This is a genomic window from Nonomuraea sp. NPDC048882 (genome assembly GCF_040649755.1).
Taxonomy (GTDB): domain Bacteria; phylum Actinomycetota; class Actinomycetes; order Streptosporangiales; family Streptosporangiaceae; genus Nonomuraea; species Nonomuraea maheshkhaliensis.
Map to the genome: position 1 here is coordinate 348,858 of NZ_JBEZGB010000011.1, position 24,300 is coordinate 373,157.

20 protein-coding genes are annotated in these 24,300 nt (G+C 71.0%); 10 read left to right on the forward strand and 10 right to left on the reverse strand.

All coding sequences use genetic code 11. The annotated features are described in order from the left end of the window. The first annotated feature begins 9 nt into the window (after positions 1 to 9). Positions 10 to 978 (forward strand): aldo/keto reductase, encoded by a 969-nt coding sequence (locus AB0C27_RS35520; protein ID WP_106250633.1) that lies wholly within the window; start codon positions 10 to 12, stop codon positions 976 to 978. Positions 979 to 1,332: 354 nt separating this feature from the next. On the opposite strand, the gene thpR is transcribed toward AB0C27_RS35520, so the two are convergent. The 4 genes from thpR to AB0C27_RS35540 all read right to left on the reverse strand — a co-directional run bounded on the left by thpR (position 1,333) and on the right by AB0C27_RS35540 (position 5,428). Beyond that, positions 1,333 to 1,890 (reverse strand): RNA 2',3'-cyclic phosphodiesterase, encoded by a 558-nt coding sequence (gene thpR / locus AB0C27_RS35525; protein ID WP_357853320.1) that lies wholly within the window; start codon positions 1,888 to 1,890, stop codon positions 1,333 to 1,335. Positions 1,891 to 2,048: 158 nt separating this feature from the next. Beyond that, entirely contained in the window at positions 2,049 to 3,272 is a 1,224-nt protein-coding gene (locus tag AB0C27_RS35530) for an MFS transporter (protein WP_357853323.1), read from the reverse strand. Positions 3,273 to 3,295: 23 nt separating this feature from the next. Continuing rightward, the gene (locus AB0C27_RS35535; protein ID WP_357853326.1) at positions 3,296 to 3,748 is read right to left on the reverse strand and encodes a MarR family transcriptional regulator; all 453 of its coding nucleotides are present in this window, start codon (positions 3,746 to 3,748) and stop codon (positions 3,296 to 3,298) included. Positions 3,749 to 3,988: 240 nt separating this feature from the next. Then, positions 3,989 to 5,428 carry an NCS2 family permease gene (locus tag AB0C27_RS35540; protein ID WP_346110692.1) on the reverse strand — a complete coding sequence of 480 codons (1,440 nt, stop codon included), beginning with the start codon at positions 5,426 to 5,428 and terminating at the stop codon, positions 3,989 to 3,991. Positions 5,429 to 5,512: 84 nt separating this feature from the next. Here AB0C27_RS35540 and AB0C27_RS35545 point away from each other — a divergent pair, with 84 nt between their 5' ends. After that, on the forward strand, positions 5,513 to 5,725 hold the full coding sequence (locus AB0C27_RS35545; RefSeq protein WP_346110691.1) for a DUF2530 domain-containing protein: 213 nt from the start codon (positions 5,513 to 5,515) through the stop codon (positions 5,723 to 5,725). A gap of 145 nt (positions 5,726 to 5,870) precedes the next feature. Continuing rightward, a complete protein-coding gene (locus AB0C27_RS35550; RefSeq protein ID WP_357853330.1) occupies positions 5,871 to 7,367 on the forward strand; it encodes an alpha/beta hydrolase in 1,497 nt (498 codons plus the stop codon). A 102-nt stretch (positions 7,368 to 7,469) separates the two neighbouring features. On the opposite strand, the gene AB0C27_RS35555 is transcribed toward AB0C27_RS35550, so the two are convergent. Both AB0C27_RS35555 and AB0C27_RS35560 read right to left on the reverse strand, forming a co-directional pair. Continuing rightward, on the reverse strand, positions 7,470 to 10,505 hold the full coding sequence (locus tag AB0C27_RS35555) for a hypothetical protein (protein ID WP_357853333.1): 3,036 nt from the start codon (positions 10,503 to 10,505) through the stop codon (positions 7,470 to 7,472). 65 nt (positions 10,506 to 10,570) lie between these two features. Next, the gene (locus AB0C27_RS35560; protein WP_357853336.1) at positions 10,571 to 11,371 is read right to left on the reverse strand and encodes a DUF3027 domain-containing protein; all 801 of its coding nucleotides are present in this window, start codon (positions 11,369 to 11,371) and stop codon (positions 10,571 to 10,573) included. Between the two features lie 128 nt (positions 11,372 to 11,499). Between AB0C27_RS35560 and AB0C27_RS35565 the strand changes: the two genes are divergently transcribed. Beyond that, positions 11,500 to 13,167, forward strand: a complete 1,668-nt coding sequence (locus AB0C27_RS35565) for an MFS transporter (protein WP_357853337.1) — start codon at positions 11,500 to 11,502, stop codon at positions 13,165 to 13,167. 18 nt (positions 13,168 to 13,185) lie between these two features. Here the strand turns inward: AB0C27_RS35565 and AB0C27_RS35570 are convergent, their stop codons facing one another. Together AB0C27_RS35570 and AB0C27_RS35575 are read right to left on the reverse strand one after the other, a co-directional pair. Beyond that, positions 13,186 to 13,581 (reverse strand): cold-shock protein, encoded by a 396-nt coding sequence (locus tag AB0C27_RS35570; protein ID WP_326634559.1) that lies wholly within the window; start codon positions 13,579 to 13,581, stop codon positions 13,186 to 13,188. 92 nt (positions 13,582 to 13,673) lie between these two features. Then, positions 13,674 to 14,291: an HAD family hydrolase gene (locus tag AB0C27_RS35575; protein WP_357853500.1), complete on the reverse strand. Its 618-nt coding sequence runs from the start codon at positions 14,289 to 14,291 to the stop codon at positions 13,674 to 13,676. Positions 14,292 to 14,395: 104 nt separating this feature from the next. Here AB0C27_RS35575 and AB0C27_RS35580 point away from each other — a divergent pair, with 104 nt between their 5' ends. Both AB0C27_RS35580 and AB0C27_RS35585 read left to right on the forward strand, forming a co-directional pair. Beyond that, entirely contained in the window at positions 14,396 to 14,818 is a 423-nt protein-coding gene (locus AB0C27_RS35580) for a hypothetical protein (protein ID WP_357853340.1), read from the forward strand. A 34-nt stretch (positions 14,819 to 14,852) separates the two neighbouring features. Beyond that, on the forward strand, positions 14,853 to 15,470 hold the full coding sequence (locus AB0C27_RS35585; RefSeq protein ID WP_357853342.1) for a helix-turn-helix domain-containing protein: 618 nt from the start codon (positions 14,853 to 14,855) through the stop codon (positions 15,468 to 15,470). Here AB0C27_RS35585 and AB0C27_RS35590 read toward each other — a convergent pair. Then, entirely contained in the window at positions 15,463 to 16,356 is an 894-nt protein-coding gene (locus tag AB0C27_RS35590; protein ID WP_357853345.1) for a hypothetical protein, read from the reverse strand. The two genes, AB0C27_RS35585 and AB0C27_RS35590, sit on opposite strands and share 8 nt — an antisense overlap. A 45-nt stretch (positions 16,357 to 16,401) precedes the next feature. Between AB0C27_RS35590 and AB0C27_RS35595 the strand changes: the two genes are divergently transcribed. After that, positions 16,402 to 18,774, forward strand: coding sequence for a helicase C-terminal domain-containing protein (locus tag AB0C27_RS35595; RefSeq protein ID WP_357853347.1), 2,373 nt, complete (start codon positions 16,402 to 16,404; stop codon positions 18,772 to 18,774). 46 nt (positions 18,775 to 18,820) lie between these two features. Here AB0C27_RS35595 and AB0C27_RS35600 read toward each other — a convergent pair whose 3' ends face one another. Then, positions 18,821 to 20,185: a hypothetical protein gene (locus AB0C27_RS35600; RefSeq protein WP_357853350.1), complete on the reverse strand. Its 1,365-nt coding sequence runs from the start codon at positions 20,183 to 20,185 to the stop codon at positions 18,821 to 18,823. A gap of 351 nt (positions 20,186 to 20,536) precedes the next feature. Here AB0C27_RS35600 and AB0C27_RS35605 point away from each other — a divergent pair, with 351 nt between their 5' ends. From AB0C27_RS35605 to AB0C27_RS35615, 3 genes are all read left to right on the forward strand, one after another. Then, positions 20,537 to 22,015 (forward strand): AMP-binding protein, encoded by a 1,479-nt coding sequence (locus AB0C27_RS35605; RefSeq protein ID WP_357853353.1) that lies wholly within the window; start codon positions 20,537 to 20,539, stop codon positions 22,013 to 22,015. Positions 22,016 to 22,134: 119 nt separating this feature from the next. Next, complete coding sequence (locus AB0C27_RS35610; protein WP_357853356.1) at positions 22,135 to 22,488, forward strand: DUF4190 domain-containing protein; 354 nt, start codon at positions 22,135 to 22,137, stop codon at positions 22,486 to 22,488. 146 nt (positions 22,489 to 22,634) lie between these two features. Next, a complete protein-coding gene (locus AB0C27_RS35615; protein ID WP_357853359.1) occupies positions 22,635 to 24,287 on the forward strand; it encodes a DNA repair helicase XPB in 1,653 nt (550 codons plus the stop codon). Positions 24,288 to 24,300 lie beyond the last annotated feature (13 nt).

Here is a 24,300-nt window from a genome sequence, read left to right on the forward strand (position 1 = left end):
GGTGAAGTCATGGACTACGTCAATCTCGGACGCAGCGGTCTCCTGGTGAGCCCGCTCAGCCTCGGCACCATGAACTTCGGCCCGCGTACCACGGAGGAAGACTCCTTCGCGATCATGGACCGGGCTCACGAGCTGGGGCTGAACTTCTTCGACACGGCGAACGTCTATGGGGGCCAGAAGGGCGCGGGGATCACCGAGAACATCCTCGGCCGGTGGTTCGCCCAGGGCGGCGGGCGCCGGGAGAAGACGGTCCTCGCGACCAAGGTCTACGGCGACATGGGCGACTGGCCCAACGAACGCCGGCTGTCCGCCCTCAACATCCGCCGGGCCTGCGACGCTTCGCTGAAGCGGATGCAGACCGACTACATCGACATCTACCAGGCACATCACGTCGACCGGGACACCCCGTTCGAGGAGTTCTGGGAGGCCATGGAGGTCCTGCGCCAGCAGGGCAAGATCATTTACGTGGGTTCGTCCAACTTCGCGGGCTGGCACATCGCCAAGGCCCAGGAGACGGCGGCCCGCCGCAACTTCACCGGCCTGATCAGCGAGCAGTCCCACTACAACCTGCTCACCCGGGCCCCCGAGCTCGAAGTGCTGCCCGCGTGCGAGGACTACGGCCTCGGCGTCATCCCGTGGAGCCCGCTGGCCGGCGGCCTGCTCGGCGGCGTGCTGCGCAAGATCGACAAGGGCCGCTCGGCCGCCGACAACATGGTCAAGCAGCTCGAACGGCACCGCGACAAGATCGAGCAGTGGGAGAAGTTCTGCGACGAGCTCAACGAGGACCCGGCCAACGTGGCTCTGGCCTGGTTGCTCAAGCAGCGCGCCGTCGCCGCGCCGATCATCGGGCCGCGCACGATGGAACAGCTCGAAGGCAGCCTGCGCGCCCTGGAGATCGACCTCGACGAGGCCGCCCTGGCCCGCATCGACGAGATCTTCCCCGGGCACCGCACGGCGCCTGAGGACTACGCCTGGTAGGACCGCGTATGGGTCGTGGCCCGGCGGCGCAACGCTCCGCCGGGCTCCGGCTTGCCAGGGCGACGCGTGCGGCCCGACAAGGGCGACGTGGCCGTAGCGGAGCGGTGTGTGCGGTTCTGCGAGCGTGACGGCGCGGCCGTGCCCGTTCGGTGAGGCGGAGGGGTGGAGCGGGCGGTCGGGTGGCGGCCGGGACCGGGGACCCGCAACTGGGACCGGCAACCGGGGGCCACGACTGGGGACCCTTACGTCAGCCGGGCGCCTCAGCTCAGCCAGGCGCCGATGATCACGATCAGCAGAAGAAGGCCGAGCACGATGGGCAGCAGCCAGGGGCGAGGACGATCCACGACCTGGAGCCTAGCCCCGCTCGGCGGGTGCCAGCGCCCATTCGGCGAGTGACTCGTACCTCACCTGCGCTCCGCCATGGCTCTGGACCAGGTGGACGCGCTCGGCCCGCCACACGGTGCCGCTGAAGCCGGCCAGCGACTCGACCAAATCGCTGAGGTCGAGCTCCGTCTTGGCCCTGGCCAGGGTGAGGTGCGGGTGGAAACGCTTGTCGTCCGTCTGGGACGCCCCGGCCCGGCGGGCGCCCGCTTTGACGGAGTCGGCGAGCCTGGTCATGGGGTCGCCGGTGACGCCCGCCCAGAAGACCCGCGCCCGGCGTACGGAGGAGAAGGCGCCGAACCGGTCGAACGAAAGCTCCGGCACGGGGTGGCGAGCCACGGCCCGGGCCAGGCGCGTCTCCAGCTCGGGCAGCACCCGCTCGGGCACCTCGCCGAAGAAGCCCAGCGTGATGTGCCAGGTGGCACGATCAGGCCAGCGCAGGCCGGGCACCTGACCGACGTGCGGGGCGATGGCACGGGAGATCTCGTCCAGCACCTCATCGGGCGGCACCAGGGCCGCGAACAGCCTCATGCCGGCGGTGCGGGAAGTGCCGTGAAGAGCTTCATGTCATGCGATTCTGCCCCGGCCTCGCCTCACCCGTCACACCGGCCCAGGGCCGCCGACCTGCGGTCAAAGGCTCACAGGCGTCGCCGAGTTTCCAGGGTTCTCGCTCGCGGCGTACGAATGACTCATGCCACCGCGAGCGCCGGCCGGCCAACCCGTGAGCTGATCAGCCGGGTGACCACCACGGCAAGACCCGTGCCCACCAGCACCAGCGCACCGGAGAGGATCACGCCCATGCGTGGCCCGCCCATTTCGGACAGCCAGCCGATCAGCGGTGCCCCGAGAGGAGCTCCGCCGGTGAAGACCAGCATGTAGATGCCCATGACCCGGCCCCTCATCTCAGGGGACGTGGCGATCTGGACGCTGGCGTTGGCCGCCGTGTTGATGGTGATCAGCGCGATCCCGGTGGGGACCAGCAGCAGCAGATAAACGGGGTAGAACGGCGCGATCCCAGTCAGGATCTGGAACAGGCCGAACCCGATCGCCCCCGCGAAGAGCACCTTCCGCGACAGCCGCGCCCGCCGCGCCGCGAGCAGCGCGCCGCCGAACGCTCCCACCGCGAACATGCTGGACGCCAGCCCGAACGAGGATGCCCCGGCCGCGAACACCTCGCGGGCCATGAGCGCGATCGACATCGAGAACGACTGCGAGAACATCGACACGAACGCGATCAGCAGCACCGGCATCAGCAGCTCCTCGTGCTGGAGCACGTACCGGAGCCCTTCGCGCAGTTGTCCCTTGGCCCTGGGCACCGGCTCGGAGAGGTTCAGCTCGGCCTTGCGCATGAAGACCAGGCTGGAGATCACGCCGCCGAAGGTCAGGGCGTTGATCAGGAACAGCGGCCCCGTGCCGCCGAGCACGTAGATCAGCACGCCGGCGAGCGCCGGGCCGAGCACGCGGGCGAGGTTGAAGATGGAGCTGTTCAGGGCGATGGCGTTGGGCAGGTCCTCACGGCCGACCATCTCGACCACGAACGCCTGCCGCGTCGGCACCTCCACGCAGGAGATCATGCCGAGCAGGAACGCCATGACGTACACGTGCCAGACCTGGGCGGTGCCCGTCATCGTCAGCACGCCGATGGTGAGCGCGAGGCCGGCCATGAGCGTCTGGGCGGTGATGAGGATCGGGCGCTTGGGGTAGCGGTCGGCGAGCACGCCGCCGAACATCCCGAAGAGCAGCATCGGCAGGAACTGCAGCGCGGTCGCCGTACCGAGGGCGCTCGCGCTGCCGTGGGTGAGATCGAGGATCAGCCAGTCCTGAGCGGTGCGCTGCAGCCAGGTGCCGACGTTGGACACCGCGCCGCCCGCGCTGAACATGCGGTAATTACGTATCCTGAGCGACCGGAACATCCCGGTCTTGGGTTCTTCAGGCTCTATATCCTGCTGAGCTTCTCCAGCAGCGGCGCCGCCTGCCTGAGGATCGCTCTCTCTTCCGGAGACAGCTCCTTCAGTCGTTGCGTCAGCCACGCTTCCTTGCGGCGTCGTTCCTCCTTCAGCAGCTTCTCGGCGGCCTCGGTCACCGAGACGGTCACCTGCCGCCGGTCGGTCGGATGCGGGCTGCGGGCGACCAGGCCACGCTCCTCTAGCGCGGCGATCACGCGGGTCATCGAGGGCGGCTGCACCTTCTCGAGCTCGGCCAATTCGCCGGGGGTTATCCCGGAATGCCGTTCCACCGCGGCGAGCGTCGCGAACTGGGTGGGAGTCAGTGTGTGCACTGCCGCCTGTCGTCGTAGGCGTCGGTTCAGCCTTGCGAGTGAAACGCGCAGGGCTGAAGCGAGACCCGCGTCGCTGCGCAGGTTCGTCTTGGGCTGGGGTTTGGTTAGCATGAGTCATTACCTTTGCTAACTATACGGCATGGTGGGATATTTCCGTACAGAACGTTCGTCTGATCCCTTGATACCTCGAAGCCGCCCCGCCTGCGCGGAGCGGCTTCGATCGGTTTCGAAGGGTTTCTAGGGGTTTCTAGGGGTTTCTAGGGGTTTCGGCCAGCTCGACCCGGCTCGACCCGCCGTGACGTGCTCAACGTACACAACGTGCTCGACGTGCCGGCCGAATCGAGCGGGTGGTCAGATGCCGAGCAGCGCCCTGATCGGGCCGATCGCGAAGTAGAGCGCGAAGAGGAAGGCCACGCCCCACAGCAGCGGGTGGATCTCCCGCGCCTTGCCGCGCACCACCTTGATCAGCACGTACGTGATGAAGCCGGCGCCGATGCCGTTGGAGATCGAGTACGTGAACGGCATGAGCACCACGGTGAGGAACGCCGGGATGGCGATCTCGAAGTCGTTCCAGTCGATGTCCCGTACCGCGGTCATCATCATGAACCCGACCAGCACCAGCGCGGGGGCGGCGGCCTCGTACGGCACCACCTGGACCAGCGGCGCGAAGAAGATGGCCACCAGGAACAGCAGCCCCGTGACCACGCTGGCGAGGCCAGTGCGAGCGCCCTCGCCGACGCCGGCGGCCGACTCGATGTAGGTGGTGTTCGAGGAGACCGAGCCCGCGCCGCCCACCGCCGCGCCCAGCGAGTCGACGAGCAGGATCTGCTTGGTACGCGGCAGCGTCCCGTCCTCCTGCACCAGGTCCGCCTGCCGCCCGACGCCCACGATGGTGCCCATGGTGTCGAAGAAGTCCGTGATCAGCAGCGTGAACACGAACAACCCGGCGAGCAGCACGTCCACACGGACGAACCCGCCGAACGGGTCGAACTCGGTGAAGAGCACGAGCGGGTTGTGGAAGCCGAGGATCTGGTCGGGCACGGCGGGCAGGTTGAGCTGGAAGCCGCCCGGGTTGTCGGCCGAGGCGCGGCCCACCTTGGCCAGCAGTTCGACGATGACGGCCAGGACCGTGGTGCCGACGATGCCGATGAGGATGGCGCCCTTGACCTTGCGCGCCACCATCGCGGCCGTGGCCAGCAACCCGACGATGAACACGAAGATCGGCCACGACGTGAGGTTGCCGCCGATGCCCAGCTCCAGCGGCGTGCCGGCGCCCTTGCGGACGAATCCGGCGTCCACGAAGCCGATCAACGCGATGAACAACCCGATGCCCACGCTGATGGCGGTCTTGAGCTGGGCCGGGATGGCGTGGAACACGGCCGTCCGCAACCCGGTCAGCACCAGGATCGTGATGAGGACGCCTTCGAGGAAGACCAGGCCCATGGCCTCTTCCCAGGTCATCACGGAGGCGATGCTGAAGGTGACGAAGGCGTTCAGGCCGAGCCCGGCCGCCATCGCGAAGGGCACCTTGCCGACGACCCCCATGAGGATCGACAGCACACCGGCCACGAAGGCCGTGCCCGCGGCGACGAGCGGCACGTTCGGGGTCGTGCCGTCACCGATGAACTCGCCGGTCACATCTTTGCCGTTGGCCAGGATCAGGGGATTGAGTACCACGATGTAGGCCATCGTGAAGAACGTGGCCAAGCCTCCCCGTACCTCACGGGAGACGGTCGAACCTCGTGCGGAGATCGCGAAGAAACGATCGATTGCATTACGTGTGTCGCTCACGACGCGAAGGGTGACAGTAGGTGGTGAACTGCGAAAAGAGCCAGTGATGAGATCGAGACCCTATTGGAAGCTAGGCTGGACAACGTGAAGCAGCAGTGGCATCCCGATCCGGAGCCCATCAAGACCAACGACACCGCCGCCGTCGCCATCGGCACGGCCGCCTGGGCCGTCGCGCTGGTCGCCCTGCTGATCTTCCGCCCGGCCCCGGAGAACTCGTGGTGGATCTGGACCTGCGTGACCGGCATCGCCTTCGGCCTGCTCGGCCTCTGGTTCGTCCGCCGCCCCAGAAACGGCTGACCGCCCAGGTCGCGGCGCCCCGGATCCGGCAGGTCGTTCCCTACGGGAGCTGACATTCGTCATGTCCGGCTGTTCGCCGAAGTCATCTGCAAGTGGTGTTTCCACCCACTACATCGGCATATGCCTGCCATCCCATCCTTGATGCATGAAGAAGCCCATAGTGACCCTTCTCCTGGGAGCCGCGGTCCTCACCGCCTGCGGCACCGGCGGCACTTCAGCACCCGCGGGCGACAGCACCAAGCCGGCGGCCACCAGCACAGGCACGGGCACAGGCACAGGCACGGTGGCCTGGGGCGCGTGCACCGACCTCATCGGACCCGACGGCAAGCCGGCCACCCCGGCCGCCAACGTCGAGTGCGGCAAGCTCCCTGTCCCCCTCGACCACGCCAAGCCGGACGGCGAGAAGATCGACCTCGCGCTCATCCGCATCAAGGCCACCGGCGACCGCGCCGGCTCGCTGGTCTTCAACTTCGGCGGCCCCGGCGGCTCGGGCGTGGACACCCTGGCCATGGCCGCCACGGCGTTCGCCGGCCTGGGCAAGAGCTACGACCTGGTCAGCTTCGACCCGCGCGGCGTGGACCGCAGCTCGGGCGTCACGTGCGGCGACGAGACCGAGGATCTGCTCACCTCCAACCCGGACGCCGACCAGGACGCGCTGGTGAAGGAGTACGCCGCCGCCTGTGCGAAGGAATCCGGCAAGATCCTCCCGCACGTCGGCACCGTCAACGCCGCCAAGGACCTCGACCTCCTGCGCGGCGCGCTCGGGGACGAACAGCTCAACTACTTCGGCTTCTCGTACGGCACCCATCTCGGCGCCGTCTACGCCACCCAGTTCCCCAAGAAGGTCGGCCGCTTCGTCCTGGACGGCGCCTTCGACCCGACCGTGACGTTCGAGGAGCGGGCCGTCATCCAGGCGTCCGGCTTCGCCCAGGCGTTCGCGGCGTTCGCCAAGGACTGCGTGGCCAAGAGCTGCGAGCTGGGCGCCGATCCGGCGGCGGTGGAGAAGACGGTCGCGGACTTCGTCGAGGGGCTCAAGACCAAGCCGCTCAAGGTCGGGGACCGCGAGCTCACCAACGGCCTGGGCCAACTGGCCATCATCACGCCGCTGTACTCGCAGCAGACCTGGCCGGTGCTGGAGCAGGCGACCGCCGCCGCGATCAAGGGCAACGGCACCATCCTGCTCGCCCTGGCCGACTCCTACACCGGGCGCAGGGCGGACGGGACGTACTCGACGATGATGGCGAGTCTGGCGGCGATCAACTGCGCGGACAACACCGAGCGGCCGAACGCCGCGGAGACCGCCCGGGTCAACGAGAAGGTGAAGAAGATCTTCCCGATCCTCTCCTTCGACGGGGCCACCGGAGCGTGCGCCTACTGGCAGGTGTTCGGGGACGACGCGGCCAAGCGCATCGACGCCACCGGCTCGGCGCCCATCGTGGTCATCGGCGGCAAGGGCGACCCCGCCACGCCGTACCAGTGGGCCGGCAAGCTGATGGACCAGCTCAAGACGGGCGTCCTGGTGACCTACGAGGGCGAGGGCCACGGCGCCTACCTGACCGGCAACGGCTGTGTCATGAAGACGGTGAACGCCTATCTGCTGGACGGCAAGCTCCCGTCGAACGGCACCACCTGCGCCGCCTGACCGGCGCCGCACGACGCACCGGGGAGGCCGTATGGGGGCGCCTCCCCGGCTCTTGCCTGTCAAAGAGCACAAATCACCGGACCCTCGCGCTCAGGTCGGCGCTCAGGACAGGTCGGCCTCCGCGAGCAGGAGTGGCACCGAGCCCGGGTCGCGCAGCAGCGCCGCCACCGCGAGCCGGTCGTTCCACTGCCCGGTGGCCCAGGCGAGCCCCCTGGCCAGCCCGTCGACCCCGGTGCAGTGCACGTCCCCCTCGAAGAACCGCCAAGCGCACTCCACCCCGTCGACCAGCAGCTTCTCGTGCTCCACATACGTGGCCGGCGTGGTGGGCAGCAGGGACCTGACCTCGGCGGGCACGTCACGCCTGACCCCTTCGGAGGTGACCTCGCCCGAGGTGAGCTCACCGGCGAGCGGCAGGTCGAGCAGCTCGGACAGCGACTCGGCCAGGTCGTAGGAGGCCAGCACCAGCGGCCGCTCTCTGACCAGTTGCAGCAGGTCGGGCGCCTCCACCACGACGGCGTCGTCCGCCGAGGCGACCACGATGGCCCCTTCGAGCACGGCCCGCACCCGCGACGGCGGCGCGACCCGCGACGGGTCCACGGCGGCCAGCGCGGTCCACAGGGCCCGCAACTGGGCCCGGTCGACCTCGATGGACTCGTCGGCCATCAGGTCGAGCAGCTCTTCCGGGCCGCCGTGGGAGGCCAGCAGCTCGGCCAGCGTCGTACGGACCCCGAGCATCGACAGCGCGGCCTCGTCGAGCCCGGTGGGCGCGTCGGCGTAGAGGCCCTGCAGCAGCGGGTCGGCCCCGGGCAGGCGCAGCTCCAGCGGCTTGCGCCCGTCCAGCACGGCGTGATTGGCCAGCCACCAGGCCGTGTAGGACGGCACCTCCACGCCCTCGACGCGCAGCGGGTGGAGCGCGGCCCGCAGCGGCGGCGTGGTGAGCAGCCGGAGCGCGGCCGGCCAGTCGGCCACCAGCTCCAGGTCGCGCACCGCCAGGAACTCGGGCACCAGCGGCGGCACGTCGAGCTCGGGCAGCAGGTCGAGCACGTGGTCGAGCCAGTCGGCCTCACCGTCGAGGTCGTGGTCGCAGTCGTCGGGGTCGAGCAGCACGTCGGGCTCGTGCACGACGGCGAACCCGTCGAGCACCCCCGCCGCCGCCAGCACCCGCGCGCCGTAGGTCTCCTCCAGCTCGGACGCGGCCACCCCGAGATGCGTGTCGGACTCCAGCAGCCCGGCCAGCGCCCCCTCGGCCAGCATGAGCTCACCGGCAGGGTAGAGCTCGCCGTCGCTGCCGCGCAGGGCCAGCTCGGCCAGCCACGGCGCCTCGCCGGGCGCCAGCCCGGACGCCTCCACCAACGACAGCACGGCCCGCGCCACCGGCTCGGGATCGGGGCTGTCGAGCGACTGCGCGACGGCGGCCTTGGTCAGCGGGTCGTCGAGCACGGTCCTGGGCGTGGCCTCGGCGGCGCCGAGCCGCAGCAGCGCGGGATGGGCCGCCTCGGGGTGCACGATGCGCAGCCCGAGCGGCGACAGGTCGAGCTCGGCCCCGCCGTCGGTCAGGATCAGCGTGCCGCGCGGGCCGCGGACGAGCCTGCCGTCGCTCAGCGGCACCGGCAGCGCGCCCAGCGACTCGGGGTCGTCGGCGGGCAGGACCTCGTAGAGCGCGCGCCACCAGGACGGCTCGCGCGCCTCGGCGGCCTCGCCGGACAGCAGGTCGACGACGTCGGCCAGCTCGACCCTGCGCACGCCGAGCGCGGTCATGGCGGGATGGCGGGCGGGCCAGCCGGCGGGCAGCAGGCCCGGCACGAAGCCGGCGACCGTGTCGAGCAGCTCGGCCGAGGCGGAGGCCACGACGGCCGCCTCGCGGCCCGGCACCACCCAGCCGTCGCCCTCGGGCTCGGGCGCGGGCTGCTCGACCTGCCACTCCGCGTCGGGCTCGTAGACCCGCGCGTCGGCGAAGGAAGGCGTCTGCACGACGGGCGCGGGCGCGGACAGGGCGGGCAGCAGCGGCGTGTCGGGCAGGCGCCGCAGCACCGCCCTGCGCACCCGGGCGTCGAGCTCGCCCTTGCCCATCAGCGAGGGCACCAGATCGAGCAGCTTGGACGTGCGGGGCAGCTCGCGCAGCAGGCGGACGTAGGCGTCGGCGGCCCGCTCGACCAGGAAGTCGGTCAGCGGCCCCTTGGCCACGTGGCGCCGGTCGGTGGCCATCGGGAACGAGGCGATGAGCAGCGCGGGCAGGTCGATGGGCTCGTCGCTGGGCGTCGGGGCGTGCACCACGGGCGGCACGGAGGCGGGCAGGGCGCCCGGCTCGCCGGTGCCGGTCACGGGAACGGCCCAGCGCAGCGACCAGAAGGGGCGGGCGCGCTCTTCCGTGGGCCGGTCGGCGAAGAGCCTGGCGACCTCCTCGGGGGTGAACACCCCGGAGTCGGACACCACGTGCCAGCCGTCGGCGACCACCGCGCGGGTGGACCCGTCGACGTCGATCTCGATGCTCTCCAGCGCGGGCAGGCCGAGCAGCAGCGCGGGACCGGCCTCGGCCAGCATGCGCCGCACCGCCTCCACGCTCGTCTGGTCGCGCAGCGGCAGCCGGACGAGGGTGTCGAAGCCGTCGGGGATGTCGATGAGGGGCGGCTCGTCGAAGGGCAGCCGCAGCAGCGGCACGTGCCCGCCCCGGTCGGCCAGCTCGCCCGAAAGCGCGGGCAGCTCGGCCACGATGGCCGCGGTCTCCGTACGGGACCAGCGCACGGCAGGAGCCCCGCGCGAGCCGATCGAGGGCGAGTCGCAGACCGACACGACCGCCGCGAATCCGACGCCGAACCTGCCCGCCGCGCCGGCCTCGTCACGCTTGCCCGAGGCGCGCAGCGTGGACAGGCTCTCCACGCCGGTGGCGTCGAGCGGGGCGCCGGTGTTGGCGGCCGTCAGCACGTCACCGCGCAACGTCAGCCGCAACACCCCCGGCACGCCCGCCCGCAGCGCCGCGTCGGCGGCATTCTGCGCCAGCTCGACGATCAGCCGGTCGCGGTAGCCGCCGAGCGCGAAGTCCTCCTCCGCGTTGGCGTCTTCGCGGAACCGGGCGGGCGAGGCCGTCCACGCAGACAGGACGGCTGCGCGCAGCCGGTCAGTGCCGTAGGTGTCGCTCATCGATCACGATCCTGGTCGAGGGTAGGGGGCCACCGTAGGTTAGCGGCCCGCACCGACACTCAGGCTCAGGAATGCCCGAGCTCCTCCGATGCGGATTCGTCGACCGAGCCGGCCTCCTCCTCCATGAGGTCGTAGCCCAGGTCGTCGAGGATCGGGATGGCCTGCTCGACCGGCGGCGGCAGCACCGCGGCCTCGGAATGGGCACCGCAGCCGTGGTCGGCGGCGACGACCTTGCCGTCGTCCGGCGCGTACTCGTTGGTGCAGACCCCGAACGACAGCCGGAGCTCACCCGAGAGCAACCAGTAAAAGCCGCAGGTGGAGCACTGCGCGGGAGCGGCGTGTGCGATCGGTGTGTGTGGCCCGTGCTCGCCCGCGTGCCAGCGTCTGGCAGCCCGGTCTCTGCCAATGGCCGAGAGCACACGGGCCCGGCCCAGGCCGTACTCGAAAACCATCTGTCTGTCGGTGTCGTCGTCGACTTCGGTGAAGCCCGGCGCCAGCCGGTCGTCGTCATCCGCGGTCGGCAGCAGATCGCCCACGCCGAGATCGCCGGGACGCAGCCGCTCGCTCCACGGCAGCCACTCGGGCGCCAGCAGCGCGCCGGTGCCGGGCAGCAGGACGGCCTCGCTGACGGTGACCTTCTTCGCCCGCGAGGCTCGGGTCACCGTGACCGCCCAGCGCCAGCCGCGATAAGCGCGGTCGAGGCAGGCGAAATAGTGGGTGACGATCCGGTCGCCTTCGCTTTCGTAGCCGAGGTGCTCGCCGGGCTCGCCCGGCCGCGCCAGCTCCTCGGCCGCGGCGCGAGCCAGATCGACCGCGGCGACACAGGCCTGGTCGGGAGCGGAGACGCGGGCCCGGGTGCGGCTCATCGGGCCGGCTCCGCCGAAAGGTGCTGTTCGCTCACACTCTTCATTCTCACCCATCCCGGGACGTGCGGGGGCCCACAACGGCGGATCCGGCTCAGAGATCGCCCGCGGATCGGGTAAGACTGGTAGGCGTGGAGGGTGGCTGGGACCGGGCACGCGAGGTCTCGCGGCGGATGGCGCGCGGCGCCGCCGACGCGGGCCGCGCCACCGTGCGCGCGGGCAGGGCCACGGTCACCGGCACCGCGCGGGCGGGCAAGGCCACCGCGAGCGGCGCCAGGAAGGTCGGCCAGGCCACCCGCCGGCTCACCTACGCCAACGGCGCCGGCCGCACCGGGCTCGGCCGGCTGATCGAGCTGTCGGCGGGCAACAGCGCCAGTGACGCGCTCGTCACGGTGGCGCTGGCCAGCACGGTCTTCTTCGGGGTGCCCGTCGGCGAGGCACGCGGCTCCGTGGCCCTCTACCTGGTCATCACGATGTTGCCGTTCGCGCTGCTGGCGCCGTTCGTGGGGCCGATACTCGACCGGTTCAGGTCGGGGCGGCGTTACGTGATGGCGGGCACGCTGTTCGGTCGGGGGCTGCTGTGCTTCGCCATGGCGGCGGCTGTTGGGCCCGGCGACCTGCCGACGCTGTTCATCGGGGCGCTGGGCGTGCTGGTTCTGTCTAAGTCGTACAACGTGTCGCGGGCGGCGATCATGCCGAGCGTGCTGCCCGCCGACATCGGGCTCGTCTCGGCGAACGCGCGGGTGGCGCTGTTCACGCTGGTCGCGGCCGGGGTGGCGGTGCCGGTCGGCGCGGGGCTGACCGCCGTCGTCGGCAGCGCGGTGGTGCTGCGGGTAGCGATGGTGGCCTTCCTGCTGCTCGGCGTCGCCGCCGTACGGCTGCCGCGCCACATCGACTCGCCCGACCTGGAGGAGGAGGGCGGGCCCCCGCGCTGGCGCACCCTGCTCAAGGTGGGCCCCGCGGTGGCCGAGGCCGTCTGGGCGAACCTGGCGTTGCGCGTCTTCTCCGGTTTCCTGCTGTTCTTCCTGCTGTTCCTGGTGCAGGACGAGGCGGTGCCGTGGCTGGCGGCCGCCGAGCCGTGGGCGCGCGACCCGTTCTTCGACATCCCCAAGACGATCGCGCTGCTGGCGGGCGCGGCCGGGCTGGGCGGCCTGGTGGGCGCCGCGGTCGCGAACTGGACGCGCAACAACTCACCGCAGCTCATCGTGCTGGTCACGCTGGCGGTGACCGCGGTGACGGCCGGCGTCACGGCCGTCTTCTTCGGGGTGTGGACCGCGCTGGCCATCGCCCTGGTCACGGCGTTCGCCCAGGAGCTGGGCAAGCTGGCGCTCGACGCGATCGTGCAGCGGGAGATCGGCGAGGAGGTGCGCTCGTCCACGTTCGGCGTGGTCGAGGCGGTGCTGCAGCTCGCCTGGGTGTTCGGCGGGCTGGTGGGCCTGGTGCTCTCGCTCACGCGGAGCAGCACGGCCGGGCTGGTGGCGCTGGCGGTCGCGCTCATCGCGGCGCTCGGCTGGTTGCTGGTCTCGCGCAGAGGCCGCGTACGCGAGACCGAACGCAAACTACGCCGGCAACGGGCGGAAGCCGAAGCCGAAGTGGCCTCCGACCTCCGGCCCGACGCACAGCCCGATGGCCGGCCCGATCCCTGGCCCGATCCTCAGTCCGATGCCAAGCCCGGCCCCCGGCCCGACCGCCGACCGGACGTCCGGCCCGATCCGCAGCCCGGCCACCAGCCCGGTCCCGGTGAGCAGCGGGGTGGTGGGGTCGATCCCACCAAGCCGCTCACCAACCCGCACGGCTGAGCGGGGAACGGCGGCGGCTCATGCGTCGAGGTCGTCCGCGACCGCCCTGAGCACCTGCGCGATCTTCTTGGCGTGCGCCGCGTCGGGATGCTTGCCGCGCTGGTAGGAGGTGGAGACATCGTCGAGCAGTTTGATGAGGTCTTCGACGATGACCACCATCTCGTCCGGCTTCTTCCGCTTGCCCTTGGGCTTGGTCTTGGCCAGCGTCGGCGGCTGCTCCAGGATCCTGACGGAGAGCGCCTGCTGGCCCCGACGGCCCTCGGCCACGCCGAACTCGACCTTCTGGCCGGGCTTCAGCGGGCCCGCACCTGTGGGCAGCGCGGATGAATGCACGAAGACCTCACCGCCGTCGTCGCGGGTGAGGAAGCCGAATCCCTTGTCGGCGTCGTACCACTTGACCTTGCCACTCGGCACAGGAGGACCTCGTTCAAACAGTCGAAAGGAGGACGGATGGATGTAGGTTATGCCCCGCGAAGCGCCAGGGCGACCGGGTAAATGCGGTGCATTTACCGGACTTCATGATGCTCGCGCCATGTGCTGAACCAGGCGGCGAATTCGGTCAGGTCGCCCAACGTCACATCAGCTCCGTGATCACGCAGCTCTCCCACCGTGTAAGGGCCGGTCGCGACTGTCACGCTCACGGCGCCGCCGGCGCGTGCGGCCTCGATGTCGGCGACATGGTCACCAACATAAGCCGCCGCGCCGAAGCGCGCGAGTGCCGATCCCTTGGCGGCCGCGAAAACCGATCCGACCACTTCGTCCACGTCCAGGCCCAGCACCTTGAGGGTGCCGACGGCGTCGCGGGCGTTCTTGCCGGTCACCACGATGACCCGGCCGCCGGCGGCGCGCACGGCTTCGACCGCCTCGTACGCGCCCGCCATCGCGGTATGGCTCGGCACCCCCATTTCCGGATATATCTCTCGATAGAGGTCGGCGGCTGCCTCGACCTCCTCAGCGGGCAGCCAGTTGGCCAGCTCCATCTCCAGCGGCGGCCCCAGTCGCCGTACGATCGCCGCACTGTCGAATGGCACGCCCAAACGCACGGCCAGCTCGTCGAAAACGGCCGCTATGCCCGACCGCGTGTCCGCCAATGTCATGTCAAGGTCGAATCCCACCGAAGTCATCACAGAGAGCAGGATCCCAAACCTCCCCCTACCCCGCGTAACGGGCCTTGTTCTGAGAGCATGGGAATGGGAAGAAAGGAATTACTTATCGGAGAGGAGTGGCCGTGACCGACACCCCCCAGCCGCCGCACAGCGGAGACCGGCTCGTCGCCTCTTCGGCCCCACCCCAGCCGCCCTTGACGCGGCCTGAGCCCAGGCCGCATCGCCCGGCCCGCCCCGGCGGGCCCGTGCTGACGGTGTGGCAGCGCGTCGTGGGCGCCCTCGTCTACCTGGTACGGCTGGCCAGCAGGATCGCCGCGCTGGCCCTGGTGCTCCACGCGGTCTTCACGGTGTTCAGCGCCAACCCGGCCAACGTCTGGTACCGGTTCGTCGAGACCCTCGCCTCGACGCTCTCCCTCGGGCTGGCCAACCTGTTCCAGTTCGCCGATCCGCGCTTGACCACGCTGGTCAACTACGGCCTGGCCGCGGTGGTCTGGTTGATCATCGGTTCCGCCCTGGCGAGCCTGGTCCGGCGCGCCGCCCCATAACGACTACTCTCCTTACGGAGGTATCAGCACAGACATGACCAGATCGACACGTGAGCGGATCATCGATGAGTCCCTGCGGCTGTTCGCCGAGCGGGGCTACGCCGCCACGTCGGTGGCCGAGATCGAAGCCGCCTCCGGGCTCTCGCCCGGCGCCGGAGGGCTCTACCGGCATTTCAAGTCCAAGTACGAGGTGCTGGCCGCGGCCATCAACGAGCACGCCAGCCGCACCCGGATCCAGGTGGCCGAGAGCCTGGCCGAGCTGAGCGCCATGGAGTCCTCGGTCGACCTGGAGGTGCGCCTGTCCCACGTGTGCCGCGCCGGGCTGGCGAAGGTGCGCGAGGAGTCGGAGCTGACCCGGGTGTTCTTCCGCGACCTGAGCCAGTTCCCCGAGCTGGTCGCGGTGGTCCGCGAGGGGCTGCTCCAGCCCATGTTCGACGCCATCGTCACCTGGTTCAAGGCCCAGCCCGAATACCACGACGCCAAGCTCGACTGGTCGGGCATCTCGACCGTGCTCGGCGGTGCCGTGGTGCACTACCGGCTCTTCCAGGAGACTGTGGGCGAACTGCCGGGACACGCGGAGAAGGACCAGTTCGTGGCCGCCTGGGTACGGCTGGCCGTCGGCCTGCTGCCCAGCCCGGCGCCGGTCAGCTGACGTCGAGCAGGCGGTAGGCCAGCCACAGGACGCCCGCACCCGTACCGATCATGAACATGGTGCCGCTGACGTCGAAGAACTGCGTGACGAACGCCGCCATCCCGGCCTCGATCCCCACCCGCAGGCCGCCGATGAGCACGCCGCCGACGGCGTAGCCGAGCAGCGGCGCGCCGGCGCCGACGAACCGGTCGCGCACGCTCCAGGCGTCGCTGAACAGCACCATCGCCGCGCCCACGGCCCACACCACCAGGGGGACCTGGAAGATGGCCACCGCCGGCAGGTCGAACGGCACCAGCAGCGCGGCCAGCACCAGGATCGCGAGCGCGGCCGTGTCGCGCGGGTGCTCCTTGACGATGGTCCTGGCGTCCCTGCCGCCGGTGGCCATCGGGTTGGCGCTGGACATGGCCGCCCTGCGCAGCCCGGCGAACGGCAGCCCCATGCCCTGCCGCCGGCCGAGGTTGTCCTGGGCGATCCTGCGGTACGCCCGCACGCCGGGCGGCGCCTCCTCGTCGGTCACGGCCGGCAAGGGCCGCGTGGCTCCCCCGCCGGAAGGCCCGCCGGCCGGTCCACTGGCCGGTCCACTGGCCGGCCCACTGACCGGCCTCGCGACGGCCCCGGCGCCCACGCCCGCCGGATCCCGCGCGGTGGCGACGCCCGCCTCGGCCAGCCTGCGCGCCTCGCGCTCGACGAGCGCGGCCGGATCGCCGAACCTGGCCAGCACCTTGGCCACCTGGCGGGCGTTCTGGCTGCCGCCCCGCTCGACCTCGATCCTGGCCCGCAGCCGTCTGGCGAAGTCGAGCCGCTGATCGGCCCTGAGCACGCCGTGGGCCGCGTCGGCGGCTTGAGAGACGTAGTTCAGCACCAATTGGTCCGCGCGCTCTATCACGCCTAGCAATGCTGCCCCAATCAGGGGGGACATACCATGGCAACGATGGAGTTCACGGAGTGGATCAGGGGACGCACCGACGCACAGCTGCGGGCGCTCGTCTCCGCGCGGCCAGAGCTGATCACTCCGGTGCCCGCGCATCTGGAAGGCCTCGCCACACGAGCGGGCAGCCCGTCGGCGATCGGCCGCGTTCTCGACCGGCTCGACCGGTTCACGCTGGCGGTCGTGGAGACGCTGGCCGTACGCGACGGCCCGGTGCCGAAGGACGAGCTGCGCGAGCTCATCCGGGCGGCGCTGGCGGGCGCCGATCCGGAGAACGCCCTGGCGACCGGCGAGGCTGGCAGCGCCGACCCTGAGCCGGCGCTGTCGGCCGCCCTCGACCGGCTGTACGACCTGGCCCTCGTCTACGGCCCCGACGACGCGCTCGACCTGGGACCCGGCGTACGCAAGCTGCTCGACGACCCGGCGGGGCTGGGCCCGCGGGCCGTGGACGCGTTCCGGCACCACGCGCCCGAGCAGCTGGAGGAGATGGCCGACGACGTCGCCCCCGGCACCACCGGCTCGGGCAAGGAACGGCTGGCGGCGGCGCTGGCCCGGCCCGCCGCGCTGATCGAGTCGGTCTCGCCGGAGGCCAGGGGCGCGCTCGACCAGCTCGTCTGGGGCCCGCCGACCGGCCGCGTGCCCAACGCCAGGCGCGAGGTGAGCGTGGCCACGGCCCGTTCGCCCATCGAGGAACTGCTGGCGCGCGGCCTGCTGGCGGCCACGGGCGAGGAGATCGTGGCGCTGCCCCGCGAGGTGGGCCTCTACCTGCGCGGCGGCCGGGTGCACCGCGACCTGCTGGCCGTGCCGCCGCCGCTGGAGGGGGCCGCGCGCGATGCCGAGCTGGCCGACCGGACGGCGGCCGGGCAGGCGTTCTCGTTCGTCAGGTCCGTGGAGGAGCTGTGCGAGCGGTGGAGCGTCGAGCCGCCGGGCGTGCTGCGTACCGGAGGGCTGGGCGTGCGCGACCTGAAGCGCACGGCGGGCGAGCTGGACCTGCCCGAGTGGGTGACCGCGCTGGTGATCGAGGTCGCGCACGCGGCCGGGCTGATCGCCGCGGGCGGTGGCGTGGACGGCGAGTGGCTGCCGACCTCCGGCTACGACCTGTGGCGGGTCAGGGGGACGGCCGACCGGTGGACGGCGCTGGCGCTCACCTGGCTGGCCATGGACCGCGTGCCCGGCCTGGTCGGCGACCGCGACGAGCGCGACAGGCCGCTCAACGCCCTGCACGCCGACCTGCGCCGCTCGTCCGCGCCCGGCATCAGGGCGGCCACACTGAGCGTGCTCGCGTCGGCTCCCGGCCTCGCGCCCGCGCGCGACGCCGTGCTCGAACGGCTGGCGTGGGAGCAGCCGCGCCGCAGGGGCCCGCTGCGCGAGCAGCTGACCGAGTTCGCGCTGCGGGAGGCCGAGCAGGTGGGCGTGACCGGGCTGGGCGCGCTGTCCACGCACGGGCGGGTGCTCGTCGAGGGCGGCGACGCGGCCGCTGTGCTCGCCCCGCTGCTGCCTGAGCCGGTCGATCACGTGCTGCTCCAGGCCGACCTGACCGCCGTCGCGCCAGGCCCGCTGACGAGCGAGCTCAACCGCTGGATGACGCTCACCGCCGACATCGAGTCGAAGGGCGGGGCCACGGTCTACCGGTTCAGCGAGAGCTCGATCAGGCGCGCCCTCGACGCGGGACACGGCGGCGAGGAGCTGGTCTCCATGCTGGCCAGACACTCGGCCACGCCGGTGCCACAGGCGCTGTCCTACCTGGTGACCGACGTGGCCAGGCGGCACGGGCGGATCAGGGTGGGCACCGCGAGCGCGTACATCCGCTGCGACGACCCCGCGCTGCTCGACCAGATCACCGCCGACCGCCGCTCGTCCGCGCTGCGCCTGCGCCGGCTCGCGCCGACCGTGATCGCCTCCCGCTCGCCGCGCGCGGCGTTGGTCGACTCGCTGCGGGCCATGGGGTACGCGCCGGTGGCCGAGTCGCTGGACGGCGACGTGATCATCTCCCAGCTGGAGAGCCGGCGCACCGAAGGGCTGGCCCCGGTCCGCGCGGTCGCCTCGCCGAACGGCCTCGATCCTGAGGTCGCGGCGGCGGCCGTACGCGCCCTGCGAGCCGGCGACGCGGCCCACCTGGCCCGGCGTGAGCCCGTGGACGCGCCGGCCGGCCAGGTGCCGCGCGGGCCCGCCACCGCGACGATCTCGGCCCTCCAGGAGGCGATCAAGCAGGGCGTACGGGTGTGGATCGGCTATCTCGACTCGCAGGGCAACGCCACCTCGCGCATCCTGGAGCCGGCCAGGATGGAGGGCGGCTACCTGACCGCGTACGACGAGACCAGGGCCGCCGTCCACCGCTTCGCCCTCCACCGCATCACCGGCGTGTCGGGCCTCTGACCTGCGACGGCGCGAGGCCCGCGAACGAGAAGGCCGGGTTACCGGGTCAGCGGTGCGACGCGGTCATGAGTGACCGGGTCAGCGTCTGGCGCGCCACCGCCGCGGCGGGCCCACCGGCCGACTCCAGCCGCCGCAGCTGCAGGTCGGAGTCGGCCGGATAGCGGACCGACAGCCCGCCGCCCAGCGCCAGGGCCGCCGTCGTGGCCCTGATGTCCGCGGGGTCCGCCGCCCAGCGCAGCGCGACCCCGAGTGCCTCGGGAGCGAGGGTGTCGTCGGCGCACATGTACGACAGCACGTTGGCCGCCGCCACCCGCTCGGCCGCGCTCCCCTGCCCCCACACCTCCAGGAACTCCTGCCGCACCTCGTTCGGCGAGTGGCGGGCCAGCAGCGCCACCCCCTCCGCGGCGCGAAGCTGGACCGCGGGCCCCTGCCCCGGCAGCGACAGCACCCAGGAGCGCAGCGGCTGCCACAGCCAGAAGGCGTAGCGCGCGACCAGCTCCCCCAGCACCCGCTCGCGCTGGTGGGCCGCGCGGAAGCCGGTGAGCCCGCCCTCGGCGCCGATCAGCGGCCCCGAGGCGGGACGGTGGCTCTGCTCCTCACAGAGCTTCTCCAGCCGGGCGAGCTGCCGTTCGTAGACGGAGCCGGCCAGCCGGTGGGTGAACGCCAGCGCGGCCACGGCCAGCACCTCGCGGATGGGCGGCTTGGTGTCGAACCAGGCGGCCACCTCGTCACCGGCCGGCTCGTCGCCCCGGGTCAGGCGCGCGGCCAGGCGCACGACCTCGGCGGGGGTGGCCAGGGTCAGCGCCAGGTCCCTGGCCCTGCCCACCTCGTCGCCGCCGAGCCCCGCGCGCCGGTCGAACGTGCGCAGGCACAGGTCGAACAGCTCTCCCCGGTCCGGCACGGTCCACCGCTGCTCCACCTCGACCGCCTGGGAGAGCTCGCCGCCCCTGGTGACGACCAGGTAGGAGCCGAGTTCGGCCAGCTTGCGGGCCAGGTTGACCAGCTCGGTGCGGTCGGTGCTGGGCGTGATCCAGTCGTGCAGCAGGTAGGCCCGGCCCGGCTCGTAGTCGATGCCGGTCAGCAGCTCGCCCGCCCCCGCCGCCGGGGACAGCACGGTGATCGTGCTCTCGGCCAGCGACATGCGCGACAGCAGCGCGAGCCCGCCTAATCGCCGGCCCGTCTCCTCCTCGCCGACGAGGACGAGCAGGTGGCGGGTGGTCAGCCGGCGCATCGCCTCGGGGAAGCCGCCCGGCTCCAGGTAGGGGCAGAGCAGCGCGTCGGCCTCCCTCCGGCTGAGGTCTCCCGTGGCCGGACCGGCCACGGCACGGAGATGGTCACCGACCGTTCTGAGACTTCCGGTGAGCGTTATGTTGTCGAGGTCGATCTCGCCCGGTACAGGCGTTTCGGTCACGAAAGTCACCTCGGGATTAACGGGGAAGTTTTCTACAGGAAGCTTTCCTGCCCAACAAGTTTCTTCATTCGCGTACGGCGGGGTCGCACAGCGTCACCATCTCCAGCCCTACCTGCGAAAACAGTCGCGCAGTCAGGTCGGGCCGGATACGCAGAGCGGACCTTTCCTCACTACTCAAGACCTCGCGGCCCTCAGATCTTCCACCATTACACGATCCCGGCCAAACTGAAAACACAAATGACACGAAAGCGGATTTATGCTCATTTACGGGCTACATGAAGACCGTCCACAATGACTAGTCAAGGCGAAGGAGACTTGACTGCGCCTCCTCACTCGCATCAGGTTGGGCATGTGACCGAGCAAACGCTGGGCCGTCTGGCCGAGGAGTCGTGGGACCGTTTCGACGACCACGACTCGGTGTTCTACGAGGGCGTCTGGCACCGCAGTCACACGCTCGCCGAGCGGGCGCGCCGGATGTGCGGCGGATTCGCCGAGGCGGGGATCCGGCCCGGCGACCGCGTGGCCGTGATGATGGCCAACTGCCCCGAGGTGCCGCTCATCTACCAGGCGCTGTGGGCGGCGGGCGCGGTGGTGACGCCGGTGGTGTTCCTGGTGGGGCCGGAGGAACTGCGGCACATCCTGCTCGACAGCGGCGCCCGCGCCATCGTCTCCTCGCCGGAACTGGCCGCCACGGTACGCGCCGCCGACGTGGACATCCCCGTCTACGTGGACACGGCGGAGCTGGAGCAGTCGACCGGACGCGGCCCCGTGACCAGATCCCCCGGCGACCTGGCCGCCCTCATGTACACGGGCGGCACCACGGGCCGGGCCAAGGGCGTCATGCTCAGCCACCGCGGCCTGTGGCAGGTCGCCAAGGACGCCTTCGAGCTGTCCCGCCAGGAGGGTCTCGACCGCGCGCTGATCCCCGTGCCGCTGTCGCACGCGTACGGGCTGATCGTCACCGTCGCCTCGATGCACGCCACCGAGCCGCAGCAGGCGGTGCTCATGCGCTGGTTCGACCCGAAGGCGTTCCTCGCGCTGGCCGCCGAGCACCGCGTCCAGTACGGCAGCGTCGTCCCCACCATGATCCACCTGCTGCTCGCCGAGCCGCTCGACGAGCACCCACTGCCCGACCTGGCCTTCCTCACCTGCGGCGCGGCGCCGCTCGGCCGGGAGGCGCTGGAGGAGTTCGAGCGCAGGATGCCGGGCACGCAGATCCTGGAGGGCTACGGCCTGACCGAGACGAGCGCGGTCACCACCTTCAACCCGCCGGGCCGGCGCCGGGTCGGCAGCGTCGGCCTGCCGCTGGCCGGCTACTCGATCACCGTCCGCGACGGCGACGGCGAGGCGGTGGAGACGGGGGACGTGGGCGAGATCTGCGTCTCGGGCGAGTCGCTGATGCTCGGCTACTGGGGCGAGCACGAGCCGGACCCCGAGGGCACGGCGCTGGTCGGGGCCGAGTTGCGGACCGGGGACATCGGCTGCGTGGACGACGACGGCTACCTCTACATCGTGGACAGGAAGAAGGACCTGATCATCAGGGGCGGCTTCAACGTCTTCCCGCGCGACGTGGAGGACGCGCTCAACCGGCATCCGGACGTCGTGCTGTCGGGCGTCGTGGGCCGCCGCGACCCGCATCTCGGGGAGGAGGTCGTGGCGTTCGTGCAGCTCAGGGAGGGTGCGAAGGTGACGGCCGAGGAGCTGATCGGGTGGGCTCGGGACCGGGTGGGGCGGGTGAAGTATCCCCGTGAGGTGCGCTTCGTCGACTCCGTCCCGGTGACGAGCGTGCTCAAGCTGGACAGGAAGGCACTGCGGGAACGACTCGGCTGAGCGACGCCCGGACGGCCCGGCGATCTCGCGCGAGCGATGCCCGGAGGCCCTGTGATCTCGTACATCGGGTCAGGCGCCGGCCAATTCCGTGATAAGTGTTGACCTGTCTGGAGGTGAACATGAGTCAGGAAGACCCGTCGGGCTATCCGTACCAGCCCTATGGTGCCCCCTACGGTGAGCAGCCGCCCCCGCAGTACGGCTACGGCTACGGCACGCCTCCACCACGTAACAACGGCCCCAACGCCAACGCCATCGTCTCTCTCGTGCTCAACCTGCTCGCGGTCGTCTCGTGCTGCAACATCCTCGGCATTCCCGGCGCGATCCTGGCCGGCCTGGCCCTCGGCCGGGCCAACACCGATCCGCGTTCGGCCCGCAGCATGGTGATGTGGAGCTGGATCCTGTTCGGCGCGGGCTTCGTGCTGACCATCGCCGGCTTCGTCATCCTCGGGGTCAGCGGCGCGTTCGACGACTAGGCCGCGCGGCCGCCCCCATCCGGTCCCTCAGCCGGCATCGTGGACTAATCCTGGCTCCACCGTTGTTGGAGTCTTGAAGCGGGGACGCCGGGATCACGAGACGATGGTCCTGTCGCGCCGAGCCCCCGTCTGAACCCCACGGAGAAATGCCAGTGAGCGATGGACCGCTGATCGTCCAGTCGGACAAGACGCTGCTGCTTGAGGTCGACCACGAAAGAGCCGACGCCTGCCGTAAGGCGATCGCCCCGTTCGCCGAGCTCGAACGCGCTCCAGAACACGTCCACACCTACCGCGTCACCCCGCTGGCGCTGTGGAACGCGCGCGCCGCGGGCCACGACGCCGAGCAGGTCATCGACGCGCTCATCGGCTTCAGCCGCTACCCGGTGCCCCACGCGCTGCTCGTGGACATCGCCGAGACCATGGCCCGCTACGGCCGGCTCCGGCTGGAGAAGGACCCGGTCCACGGCCTGACCCTCACCTCCACCGACCGGGCCGTGCTCGAAGAGGTGCTGCGCTCGAAGAAGATCCAGCCGATGCTGGGCGAGCGGATCGGCGCCGACTCCGTCGCCGTGCACCCGAGCGACCGGGGCAACGTCAAGCAGGCGCTGCTCAAGCTCGGCTGGCCCGCCGAAGACCTGGCCGGCTACGTCGACGGCGAGCAGCATCCGATCAAGCTGCTGGAGGACGGCTGGGAGCTGCGCCCCTACCAGCGCGAGGCGGCCGAGGCGTTCTGGAACGGCGGCTCCGGCGTGGTCGTGCTGCCCTGCGGGGCGGGCAAGACCATCGTCGGCGCGGCCGCCATGGCCCACGCCGAGGCCACCACACTCATCATGGTCACCAACACGGTCTCGGCCCACCAGTGGAAGACCGAGCTGCTCAAGCGCACGTCCCTGACCGAGGACGAGATCGGCGAATACTCCGGCACCAAGAAGGAGATCCGCCCGGTCACCATCGCGACCTACCAGGTGATGACCACCAGGCGCAAAGGCGTCTACAGCCATCTGGAGCTGTTCGACGCCCGCGACTGGGGCCTGATCGTCTACGACGAGGTCCACCTGCTGCCCGCGCCGATCTTCCGGATGACCGCCGACCTCCAGGCCCGCAGGCGGGTCGGGCTGACTGCGACGCTGGTGCGCGAGGACGGGCGCGAGGGCGACGTGTTCTCCCTGATCGGCCCCAAGCGTTACGACGCGCCCTGGAAGGAGATGGAGAACCAGGGCTGGATCGCGCCGGCCGACTGCGTCGAGGTGCGCGTGACGCTGACAGACGAGGAACGGCTGGCGTACGCGATGGCCGAGTCCGACGAGCGCTACCGCTTCTGCGCCACGACGCCGTCCAAGACGCACGTGACCGAGGCGCTGGTCCGGCGCCACCTGGGCGAGCAAGTGCTGGTCATCGGCCAGTACATCGACCAGCTCGACGAGCTCGGCGAGCACCTCAACGCGCCGGTCATCAAGGGCGAGACCCGGGTCAAGGAGCGCGAACGCCTCTATCAGGCGTTCCGCGACAAGGAGATCCAGGTGCTGGTGGTGTCGAAGGTGGCCAACTTCTCCATCGACCTGCCTGAGGCCGCCATCGCGATCCAGGTGTCGGGGACGTTCGGCTCGCGCCAGGAGGAGGCGCAGCGGCTCGGGCGGGTGCTGCGGCCCAAGGCCGACGGCGGGGGCGCGCGGTTCTACACGGTGGTCAGCAGGGACACGGTGGACCAGGAGTTCGCGGCGCACCGGCAGCGGTTCCTGGCCGAGCAGGGGTACGCGTACCAGATCATCGACGCCGACGACGTGCTCGGCGGCGTGTGAGGGGTGTCTAAGG